This is a genomic window from Petrotoga halophila DSM 16923, assembly GCF_002924615.1.
This window is the reverse complement of record NZ_JALY01000249.1, coordinates 1-11,419: the sequence shown is the minus strand read 5'-3', so window position 1 is coordinate 11,419 and position 11,419 is coordinate 1. Positions and strand designations below refer to the sequence as shown.

Annotated in this window: 10 protein-coding genes and 1 pseudogene; 9 read left to right on the top strand and 2 right to left on the bottom strand. The window is 35.4% G+C overall.

From position 1 onward, the window contains the following. The first annotated feature begins 94 nt into the window (after positions 1 to 94). From AA81_RS12015 to AA81_RS15010, 9 genes and pseudogenes are all read left to right on the top strand, one after another. The gene (locus AA81_RS12015; RefSeq protein WP_103899158.1) at positions 95 to 316 is read left to right on the top strand and encodes a helix-turn-helix domain-containing protein; all 222 of its coding nucleotides are present in this window, start codon (positions 95 to 97) and stop codon (positions 314 to 316) included. 4 nt (positions 317 to 320) lie between these two features. Then, on the top strand, positions 321 to 1,889 hold the full coding sequence (locus AA81_RS12010; RefSeq protein WP_103899157.1) for a type I restriction-modification system subunit M: 1,569 nt from the start codon (positions 321 to 323) through the stop codon (positions 1,887 to 1,889). Then, complete coding sequence (locus AA81_RS12005; protein ID WP_103899156.1) at positions 1,886 to 3,037, top strand: restriction endonuclease subunit S; 1,152 nt, start codon at positions 1,886 to 1,888, stop codon at positions 3,035 to 3,037. Before AA81_RS12010 ends, AA81_RS12005 begins: the two co-directional genes overlap by 4 nt. Further along, positions 3,034 to 6,195, top strand: a complete 3,162-nt coding sequence (locus AA81_RS12000) for a type I restriction endonuclease subunit R (RefSeq protein WP_103899155.1) — start codon at positions 3,034 to 3,036, stop codon at positions 6,193 to 6,195. Before AA81_RS12005 ends, AA81_RS12000 begins: the two co-directional genes overlap by 4 nt. Positions 6,196 to 6,311: 116 nt before the next feature. Continuing rightward, the gene (locus tag AA81_RS14450; RefSeq protein WP_211292708.1) at positions 6,312 to 6,476 is read left to right on the top strand and encodes a hypothetical protein; all 165 of its coding nucleotides are present in this window, start codon (positions 6,312 to 6,314) and stop codon (positions 6,474 to 6,476) included. Positions 6,477 to 6,496: 20 nt separating this feature from the next. Beyond that, positions 6,497 to 6,670, top strand: a complete 174-nt coding sequence (locus AA81_RS14445) for an abortive infection family protein (RefSeq protein ID WP_211292707.1) — start codon at positions 6,497 to 6,499, stop codon at positions 6,668 to 6,670. A 130-nt stretch (positions 6,671 to 6,800) separates the two neighbouring features. Further along, complete coding sequence (gene iscB, locus AA81_RS11990; RefSeq protein ID WP_211292706.1) at positions 6,801 to 8,228, top strand: RNA-guided endonuclease IscB; 1,428 nt, start codon at positions 6,801 to 6,803, stop codon at positions 8,226 to 8,228. Next, positions 8,215 to 8,379 (top strand): transposase, encoded by a 165-nt coding sequence (locus AA81_RS11985; RefSeq protein WP_103899153.1) that lies wholly within the window; start codon positions 8,215 to 8,217, stop codon positions 8,377 to 8,379. The genes iscB and AA81_RS11985 overlap by 14 nt, the downstream gene beginning before the upstream one ends. Before the next feature lie 197 nt (positions 8,380 to 8,576). Continuing rightward, positions 8,577 to 8,718, top strand: a pseudogene (locus AA81_RS15010) (sulfide/dihydroorotate dehydrogenase-like FAD/NAD-binding protein); the annotation flags it as partial. Between the two features lie 86 nt (positions 8,719 to 8,804). Here the strand turns inward: AA81_RS15010 and AA81_RS11980 are convergent. Both AA81_RS11980 and AA81_RS11975 read right to left on the bottom strand, forming a co-directional pair. Beyond that, positions 8,805 to 9,083, bottom strand: coding sequence for an SHOCT domain-containing protein (locus AA81_RS11980; RefSeq protein WP_103899152.1), 279 nt, complete (start codon positions 9,081 to 9,083; stop codon positions 8,805 to 8,807). A gap of 105 nt (positions 9,084 to 9,188) precedes the next feature. Continuing rightward, complete coding sequence (locus AA81_RS11975) at positions 9,189 to 11,165, bottom strand: copper-translocating P-type ATPase (protein ID WP_103899151.1); 1,977 nt, start codon at positions 11,163 to 11,165, stop codon at positions 9,189 to 9,191. Positions 11,166 to 11,419 lie beyond the last annotated feature (254 nt).

The following is an 11,419-nucleotide window of genomic DNA, read 5'->3' as shown; positions in this document are numbered from 1 at the left end:
TTTTCGTTTAGTAAGTGCAATTGTGAACGTGAAGTTTTTTTGCTATAATTAATAATATTGTTAATGTTAGCGAGGTGACAAAATGACTGAACAAATGACCGTAAGCTATAAAAAGCTTTGGAAATTGTTGATAGACCGCGATATGAAGAAGAAAGATTTACAAGCTGCTGCGGGAATAAGTCCATCGTCAATTTCAAAACTTTCTAAAAACGAATATGTCAGTATGAACGTTCTTATAAAGGTTTGTACAGCACTTGACGTTGATTTTAAAGATATCATGGAATTAGTGCCAAATATAGTTGAAGAAAGGGAGTAAAGTTATGGAAAATAACAGAAAAGAACAGGAACGGGCGGAATTACACCGCACGATATGGAATATGGCAAATGATCTAAGAGGCAGTGTAGATGGCTGGGACTTTAAGCAATATGTTCTCGGTATGCTGTTTTACCGCTACATATCTGAAAATATTACCGCCTATATTAACGTTGGAGAATGGGAAGCTGGCAATACGGAGTTTGATTATGCCAAGTTATCAGATGAGGAAGCAGAACAGGCACGAGAGGATTTAGTTAAGACAAAAGGCTTCTTTATTTTACCCAGCGAGCTTTTTGAAAATGTCCGAGCTCGTGCTAAGGACGATGAAAACTTAAATGAAACACTGGAACAAGTTTTTAAAAATATAGAAGCATCTGCCCAAGGAACAGAGAGTGAAGATAATTTCAAAGGCCTGTTTGACGATATTGATGTTAACAGCAATAAGTTAGGTAGCACTGTAGCAAAGCGCAATGAAAAGTTGGTTAAGCTATTGAATTCTGTTGGAGAAATGAAGCTGGGAGATTACAAAGACAATACCATAGATGCATTTGGTGATGCCTATGAGTTTTTAATGGGTATGTATGCTTCCAATGCAGGAAAAAGTGGTGGTGAATACTATACGCCACAGGAGGTTTCTGAACTCCTTACCCACCTAACATTAGTAGGAAAAACTGAAGTCAACAAGGTATATGACCCCGCTTGCGGTTCTGGTTCTCTACTGCTAAAATTTGCAAAAATCTTAGGAAAAGAAAATGTACGTCAGGGGTTTTTTGGTCAAGAAATCAATATCACAACCTACAACCTGTGCCGAATCAATATGTTCCTGCACGATATTGATTATGACAAATTTGATATTGCCCTTGGGGACACACTAACAGATCCGCAACATTGGGATGATGAGCCTTTTGAAGCTATTGTATCAAATCCGCCTTACTCCATTAAATGGAAGGGCGACAATGATCCTATTCTGATTAATGACCCCCGTTTTTCGCCTGCTGGGGTATTAGCACCTAAATCCAAGGCAGACCTTGCTTTTATTATGCATAGTCTTTCTTGGCTTGCGACAAACGGAACAGCGGCTATCGTTTGTTTCCCTGGTGTAATGTACCGCGGTGGTGCTGAAAAGAAAATCAGGCAGTACCTAATTGACAATAACTATATCGACTGTATAATTCAGTTACCAGATAACTTGTTTTATGGTACTAGCATAGCTACCTGTATTATGGTACTGAAAAAATCTAAATCAGAAAATAGCACACTGTTCATCGACGCTTCAAAGGAATTTCTCAAGGTTACGAATAATAACAAGCTAACACAGGAAAATATTGATAAAATCTTGAACGCATTTAAAGATAGAAAAGATATTGAATATTTTTCAAGACTTGTGCCAAACAGTGAAATAGCTGAACAGGATTATAACCTGTCTGTTTCAACTTATGTGGAACAGGAGGATACTAGAGAAAAGATTGATATTGTTGCCCTCAATGCTGAGATAGAAAAGATTGTAGCGAGAGAACAGATTTTAAGGGAAGAAATAGACAAGATTATTGCGGAAATTGAGGTGGGCAAATGAGTAGATTGGATGAATTGATTGCTGAACTTTGCCCAGATGGAGTGGAATATAAAACTTTGGGAAAAGTAGCTCTAATAGAGCTTGGTAAAAGAGTCACTAAAGCTGAGATAGAAAGAAACCCAGGGAAATACCCTGTTTGGCATGGAGGAGAAACACCTATGGGTTATATAAATAAAACGAATTGTCCTCCTAATACCGTGCTCGTAGCAAATACTGGTAGTATAGGATATGTTAATTGGATTAATATTGACAGTTGGTGCAGTGATGCAGCTTCAATGGTAATAGCGAAAAAAGATATATTATGTTCTCGTTTTTTATACCATTTTTTAAAAAGCAAAGAGTTTAAAATAAAAAAATTTAGACGAGTCGGTGGAGTTCCAACATTAGAATTAAGAAAACTAAGAAGTTTCCCAATCCCCGTCCCCCCTCTCCCAGTGCAGCGTGAAATTGTCCGTATTCTGGACAATTTCACTGAGCTTACAGCAGAGCTTACAGCAGAACTTAATGCAGAGCTTACAGCGAGAAAAAAACAATATGAATATTACAGGGATTTGCTGCTGATGTTTGGTAACGATGTGCCTAGGGTAGCACTTGGTGATGTGTCACGATATTCTAAAGAAAGAATTAGTGCAACTGAATTAAATGCTGATACCTATGTTGGTGTAGATAATTTACTTTCGGATAAACGTGGTAAAACTGAATCAAATTATGTCCCTGAAAATGGTATGTGTACTAAATATCAAAAAGGAAATGTTCTTATTGGGAATATTCGTCCTTATTTAAAAAAGATATGGCGAGCAACAAACACTGGTGGAACAAATGGAGATGTGTTGGTTATTCAACTGACTGACAATAGGATTATTTCGGAATATCTTTATTATCTGCTTTCTTCAGATAAGTTTTTTGCTTATGATATGCAGAACTCCAAAGGGGCAAAAATGCCTCGTGGAGATAAAGCAGCAATTATGAAATATTCTGTCCCTGTTCCTCCCCTCGAAGAACAAGAGCGCATTGTCGCCATTCTCGACCGCTTTGACGCTCTGTGTAACGACTTAACCAGCGGTATTCCTGCTGAAATCGAAGCACGACAAAAACAATATGAATATTACAGGGATAAACTTTTATCCTTCAAGGAGGTGACGGCATGAGTATATACAACATCGTTGCAAGTACTGACGAAGCAACGGTTGTTGCTGAATATGCAACTGAATATAATGCCCGTTCTGAGAAGTATCAGAGCGAGGCAGAACTTGAGCGGGAGTTTATTAGGCAACTGACTTCGCAAGGATATGAATATATTTCAGTGCACAATGAAGCTGCATTGATAGCAAATCTCCGAAAGCAACTTGAACTGCTTAATGATTTTACATTTACTGATAGTGAATGGGATAGATTTTTCACAGAATGTATTGCCAATACAAATGAGGGTATTGTTGAAAAGACCAGAAAAATTCAGGATGACCATATACAGATTCTAAAACGTGATGACCTGCCTTGCCCTGACCGCCCTGACTTGCCGCCTGCCTGTCGGCAGACAGGTCAGGCAGGTGGAACAACAAAGAACATATACCTTTTGGATAAGAAAAATATCCATAACAATCGCCTGCAGGTTATTAATCAATATGAAGAAGCAGGTGGCAAGCATGAAACCCGTTATGATGTAACAATCCTTGTCAATGGATTTCCATTAGTTCATGTGGAGTTAAAGAGGCGCGGTGTTGCTATCCGTGAAGCCTTCAATCAGATAAATAGATACCAGCGTGACAGCTTTTGGGCGTCTTCTGGTTTGTTTGAGTATGTGCAGGTATTTGTAATCTCCAATGGTTCCCACACAAAGTATTACAGCAACACCACAAGAAACGCTCACATTAAGGAACAAAGCAGTAGTGAGCGCCGAAGAAGCAAAAAAACAAGCAACAGCTTTGAGTTTACCAGCTATTGGGCGGATGCAAACAACAAAATCATTCCTGATCTTATGGACTTTACTAAAACATTTTTTTCAAAGCATACACTATTAAATGTTTTAACTAAGTACTGTGTTTTTACATCCGAAGATCTGCTCCTTGTGATGCGTCCTTATCAAATCGCTGCTGCGGAACGTATATTATCACGTATTGTAGTATCAACCAACTACAAGAAGATGGGTACAACTGCTGCTGGAGGATATATCTGGCATACAACAGGCTCTGGTAAGACATTGACCAGTTTTAAGACAGCCCAATTAGCTTCTGCCTTGCCTTACATTGACAAGGTACTTTTCGTTGTTGACCGTAAAGACCTGGATTATCAGACCATGAAGGAATATGACCGTTTTGAAAAGGGGGCTGCCAACGGTAATACATCGACAAGGATTCTTCAAAGGCAATTGGAAGACAGGGACGAAAAAGGAAACCCTCACGAATACAAAATCATAGTAACTACAATTCAGAAGCTGGCTATGTTTATCCGCAAAAACAAACAGCATGATATTTATAAAAAACACGTGGTACTGATTTTTGATGAGTGCCACCGTTCCCAATTTGGCGAAATGCATCAAGCTATCACGAAGAGATTTAAAAATTACCATATTTTCGGCTTTACGGGAACCCCAATTTTTGCTGCCAATGCCGGTTCCGGTGGCAACCCGCTGTTCCGTACAACCGAGCAGGCTTTTGGAGAAAAGCTGCATACTTATACCATTGTGGATGCTATCAATGATGAGAATGTTCTGCCTTTTAGGATAGATTATATCGACACTATTAAGATGCCTGATTACGTAAATGATAAAAAAGTCTATGGGATTGACCGAGAAAAAGCTTTGGCAGATCCACAGAGAATTAGTGAAATTGTTTCTTATGTTCTTGAACATTTCGACCAAAAGACAAAACGCAACAGTTATTATACACTCTCTGCGAAATGGGAAGAAGCAGATAAAGATAACCCTAAGAAGATAATAGAAAAGCCGGAAACAAGGCGAGTTGCCGGTTTCAACTCTATATTTACTGCTGCATCTATCCCAATGGCAATCAGCTACTATAATGAGTTTAAGAAGCAGATAGCGGAAAAGAACCGCGACCTTATCATTGCGACTATTTTTAGTTTTAGTGCAAATGAGGAAGAGCCAGATGGACTGTTGCCTGAAGAGAACTTTAATATGGAAAACCTCGACCAGAGCTCCAGAGATTTTCTTGAGGCAGCTATTCGGGATTACAATAGGATATTTAATACAAATTACGATACTTCCTCAAATAAGTTCCAAAATTACTATAAAGACATCTCTCTTCGTGTAAAGAATCGGGAGATTGATATATTGATTGTTGTGAATATGTTCCTTACTGGCTTTGATGCAACAACCCTGAATACGCTATGGGTAGATAAAAATTTGAGGCAGCATGGACTGATTCAGGCGTTTTCAAGAACAAATCGCATTCTAAACAGCGTTAAGACCTATGGCAATATCGTTTGTTTTAGAGATTTGAAAGAAGAAACAGACAAGGCTATTGCACTATTCGGCAATAAGGATGCCGGAGGTATTGTACTGCTGAAAACATTCAAAGAATACTATAACGGCTATGATGATAAAGGTGAGCATAAGCCGGGTTACGACGAATTGATTGCTACTCTTACAACACAGTATCCCCTTGGCCAGCCTATTCTCGGAGAAAAAGCAGAAAAAGACTTTATACGGCTACACGGGGCAATACTTCGGCTGAGAAATATTCTAACTTCCTTCGATGACTTTGAAGGAAAAGAGATTTTATCCGAAAGGGATTTTCAGGACTATCAGAGCATTTATATTAACCTGTATCAGAAATATAGAAAAGGTGCTGATGGTGAAAAAGAAATTATTAATGATGACATAGTTTTCGAGATCGAACTGGTCAAACAGATCGAGGTAAATATTGATTATATCCTTATGCTTGTAGCTAAATACCAAGAATCTAACTGCAAGGATAAAACGATTCTTACAACTATTGATAAGGCTATTAATTCGAGTATTGAACTCCGAAGTAAGAAAGAGCTTATCGAGAGTTTTATTGAGCAAGTCAATGTATCGACCAAAGTTGATGATGATTGGCGCAAGTTTTTAAATGAGCATAAGGAAGCGGATATTTCAGCAATTATAGAAGAAGAAAAATTAAAGCCTGAAGAAACCCACCGTTTCATCGACAATGCTTTCCGAGACGGAATGCTTAAAACAACCGGTACAGCCATTGATAAAATCATGCCACCTGTATCCCGCTTTGGCGGAGGCAGAGCTGTGAAAAAACAAGGAATTATCGAAAAGCTGGTGTTATTCTTTGAGAAGTATTTAGGTTTGGTGTAGCAAATATTCAATACATTAGATTAAATAAGCGGAAATCTCCATTTGAACTATTAAAAAATAAAGCTATTTTAGCTATTTTAGACGGGGACTCTCAATTTGGAGAAAAAGACGATGTAGTGATTTCAATGTCTTATTTAAGTGGCCCTACTATAGTAGAAATTTCCCAACTATTTGGACTGTCTGAAACATACGGATGGAATGGAGGAGCATTGAGTAGATGGAATTACTTGGATAACCTGACGCCCGAAGAATATGCACTTAAACTTTCCTGCAATTACTAACATTTCAAGTATGCGAAAATATGGGGCAGGTCATGAGAAACAATAATAGTGATGCACATGGTGTTGGAAGTCAAAGAATTAGTATATCTGAGCATCATGCTAGATTTCTTGTAAATTCTGCAATGACCATGGCTGATTTTATACTTTCAGTAGGAAACAATACAAAGTCAACAGCCAGCTACCCTAAAGGGTAGTAGCTTGTAGGGAACTGCAAGTTAGTTGATTAGCCTAAGTCTTTACTGACTACGATTAATAAGAATAATATAGTTACCTTGGGATGCTTCACTAGTTCCAAGCCCTAAGTGTAGTGATTAAACATCTCTAATGGCAGGAGAAGTGTTGCTACTGAAAACCTTATTAATCATTGGCGAAGTGAACCTACCACCGCAAGGTGAGTTATTATCCAGGAGGATGTTTTTTATGGTTTATGTTTTAAGTGTCAATGGGAAACCTTTAATGCCAACAAATAATGCAAAAGCAAGAATATTATTAAAACAGAAAAAAGCAAAGGTAATAACAGTAAGACCTTTTACTATTCAGCTGCTCTACGAAACAACTACTTATACTCAATCTATTATTTTAGGTATTGATAGCGGCTATTTAAATATAGGTTTTAGTGCAGTTACTGAGAAAAAGGAATTAATATCTGGTGAAGTGAAATTACTTCAAGGTATGAAAGAACGTTTATATGAGCGTTCCATGTACAGAAAAATAAGAAGACAAAGATTAAGATACAGAAAACCAAGATGGAGTAACAGAATTAAATCAAAGAAACAAGGTTGGTTAGCTCCTAGTATTCAACATAAGTTGGATTCTCATATTAGATTTATTGATAGTATATATAAGATATTACCCGTAACCAAAACAATTGTTGAAATTGCTAATTTTGATATTCAAAAGATTAAAAATCCTGATATTAATGGAGCAGAATATCAACAAGGAGATATGTTAGGGTTTTGGAATATTAGAGAATATGTTCTTTATAGAGGCGGACATAAATGTCAAAATCCTAATTGTAAAAATAAGGATAAAAATCCTATATTAGAAGTACATCATTTAAATTACAGAAGTAATGGAGCAACAGAAAGACCAGAAGATTTAATAACACTTTGTACAAAATGTCATACTTCACCTAATCATAAAGGTTTTTTAAAAGATTGGAAGCCAAAGTTAAAGAATTTTAAAGATGCTACATTTATGAGTATTGTTAGATGGTATTTGGTCAACATATTAAAAGAAAAATATAATAATGTTAGTTTTACTTATGGATATATAACCAAAAATCACAGAATTAACAATAAGATTGAAAAGTCACATTATAATGATGCATTTTGTATAGCTAAAGGAATCAATCAGATAAGAATTAAACCGGTTAAAATTGAACAAGTAAGACGTAATAATCGTTCATTAGAAAAGTTTTATGATGCAAAGTATATTGATAAAAGAACTAGTGAAAAAGTGTCTGCCGGAGATTTAAATTGTGGTAGACGTACTAGAAACAAGAATAAGAATGGAGAGAGGTTAAAGAATTTCAGAGGGCAGAAAGTATCAGATGGACAAAGAAGAATAAGAGCAGGTAAATATTTTTATCAGCCAAATGATTTAGTAAGATATGAAGGAAAAATATTTACGGTAAGAGGAACACAAAATGGTGGAAAATATATTGCTTTAAAAGAAATTAAGAAAGTACCTAAAGTAGAATTATTGACTCCATATAAGTTTAATAAAGGATTTGTGTATGGATTATGTTAGTAGGAATCACAGTAAATATTTATTGATGGTACATTTAATATTTGTTTGTAAATATCGTAAGAAAACATTTTGGTCAGACGGATATTTTGCTTGTAGTATAGGAAATGTAAGCAAGGAAACAATTGAAAAATATATACAGACCCAAGGGTAACGGCTTTCATCCACGCAGCTAAAGCCATCGTGGTTTTCAGTCGGAGTCCTTATAAAATATAATATAATAAAGATACCCGCCACATCTAGCGAAATCGGCAATAGGGTTTTGCAAGGAGGAGCTGAAATTTTCCTTCACTAATTGAGTTACATTTTTATTTTAGCATTAGGATATCTCTTTTCAAATAACAATAAAAAATTAAAAAAAGAATAAAAACAAAAGGAAATAGAGTAATTACCATATTAGGTGCCAGAACCCCTGAGCTAGTAATTTTAGAAGAAGAATTTTTCACGATACTCTGATAAAGTACTAATTACTACAGATAATGGATCAAAAGGGATATAGGTGAATATGATTGCTAATTACGAAATAATCAGTCAAAAAGGCGCATCTATCTACTCTTATAGATGCGTCTTTTAATTATTTTAATTCAAATCATCATCTTTTAAAATGTCCCTTTTTCGGAGGTATTCTTCTTCAGATATTTCTCCATTTGCAAATTTTCTATTCAATATTTCTAACGCTTCGTTCTTAGAATTTTGTTTCTCAACGTTAGTATAATTACTTTCACTTTTATCCTTACTGTTTTTATAGATAAAATAGAGAACAATCAAAACTAATGCTAATCCAATGATTCCCATAGTCCAAAAGCCTCCTCCTCTTATGAAATAACCATGGCATGGCATACTCCATCTATAGTACATAAAAATTTTAACCTCCTTTCACTAAATTCACCTTTTATACAATGGGAGCCATATTTAATTCAAGGCCTTATTTTTCAAAAATCTTCATTTTTAAAGTACCTAAATTTATTTCAACAAATTAGCATTTATTGAAACAATAACTGCACTTAAACTCATTAATACAGCTCCGATCATTGGACTTAGAAGTATTCCTATTACGTACAAAACTCCTGCAGCCAATGGAATTGTTATAACATTGTATCCAGTTGCCCAAGCAAGATTTTGGATAATTTTTTTATAAGTTGATTTTGATAAGTGCACTAAATCTAATATTGCTTGAGGATTACTTGTTGAAAGTACTATATCTGCACTTTCAATTGCGATATCTGTCCCTGCTCCGACGGCTATACCTACATCAGCGGTAACTAAAGCTGGTGCATCATTTACTCCATCCCCTACCATAGCCACTGTTTGGCGTTTTTCTCTTAGTTCCTTTATTTTCTGTGCTTTTTCATTTGGTAAAACACTAGCATAATATCCATCTAAACCTAGTTCTTCAGATACATATTTTGCAATTTCTTCGTTATCACCAGTAATCATATATGTTTTGATACCTAATTCCTTTAAACTTCGAACAGTTGCTTTAGATTGAGGCCTAATTCTGTCTACAAGATTTATAACCGATAGAACTTCTTTTTTGTTTTTTAGCAAATATACCTGAGTAGAAACAGCTTTATTCTTTTTATTTTCATCAGGTATAGGAATTCCTTCATCTTTAAGATACTCAACACTTACAGCATGGTATAATTCTCCGTTTATATTTCCTTCGACACCTTTACCGGTAATAGATTTGAAATTATTTACTTCCAATGTATCTATTTTATTTTTCTTAGATTCTTCTACAATAGCTTGGGCAATAGGATGTTCTGATAAACTTTCAACAGAAGCGATTATTTGTAATAATGTATTTTTATCATAATTTTCAGAGAATGTGATTATCTCTCTTACTTCGAACTTTCCTTCGGTTAACGTCCCTGTTTTATCAAAAACTACTGCTTCAACTTTTCTAAATCTTTCAAACGGCTTTCTGTTTCGTATAAGTAAACCTTTTTTTGCTGCAATAGAAGTCGATCTTGAAATTACTAACGGTACGGCTAACCCCAATGCATGGGGACAGGCTATTACCATTACTGTAACCATTCTTTCTAACGAAAAACTAAATGGTTGTCCGAGTAAAGTCCAAACTATTAATGTCAAAGTACCAGTTGAGATAGAAATAATAGTTAACCAAAAAGCTGCTTTATTAGCTAAATCTTGCGCTCGGGATTTAGATTGTTGAGCAGTTTTAACTAATTTGTATATTTGAGATAGATATGTATCCTTCCCTACTTTTTGTATTTTTACTTGAATTGATCCGTCTATATTTATTGAACCACCTATCACTTCTTGGCCTGTTTTTAGATATGCAGGTTTTGACTCACCAGTAATCATTGATTCATCAATGCTTGTTTCGCCTTTTATTATTTCACCATCCAAAGGGATTCTTTCTCCAGGTTTTACTAAAACTATGTCTCCTACCTTTAAATCAGAAGTTTTTATATCTCTTATTTCCTCATTATTTATTAAATGAGCTTCGTTCGGCATTAGCTTTATTAATTCTTCTAAAGCTTTAGAAGCACCCATAACAGATCTCATTTCTATCCAATGTCCTATTAACATTATGTCAATTAAAGTCGCCAATTCCCAGTAAAATGTACTTCCTTTTAAACCTAAACTTACCAATGCGCTGTATATGAAACTGACAGTAATAGCTATACCGATTAAAGTCATCATTCCTGGATTTTTATTTTTTATTTCGTTCCCCATTCCCTTAAGAAATGGCCAGCCTCCATAAAAGTAGATAAAAGCGGATATAAATAATAAAATAGTTTCACCAAATGAAAATTTTATTTGATATCCAAAAAGATCTTGAAAAAAAGGGGACAAGATAATGACTGGGATGGTGAATATTAACGAAACAAAAAACCTCTTTTTGAAATCTGCTACCATATGTTCATGATGATTTTCATGATTATGAGAATTATTCATAGTATTCATTTCCATTGATAATACCCCCTCGTATAATATGTATAGTTATGAAACTTAAAAAATGGTACTAAAAATCTGTCTTTTGATCTTTTTTATTATTTCTTTTGTAAAGAGATGCCCTAATGCTAAAATAGTACCAGGATGATTAGCGAGGGAAGATTCCTTGCCCCCCTGCAAGGCCTTTTGGCCGTTGCCTAAAAAGCTTGTTTCCTGACTTAGCAGTCAACTTGCTAACCGATTACTGCATCACCCTTGATTAGGCCATCAGC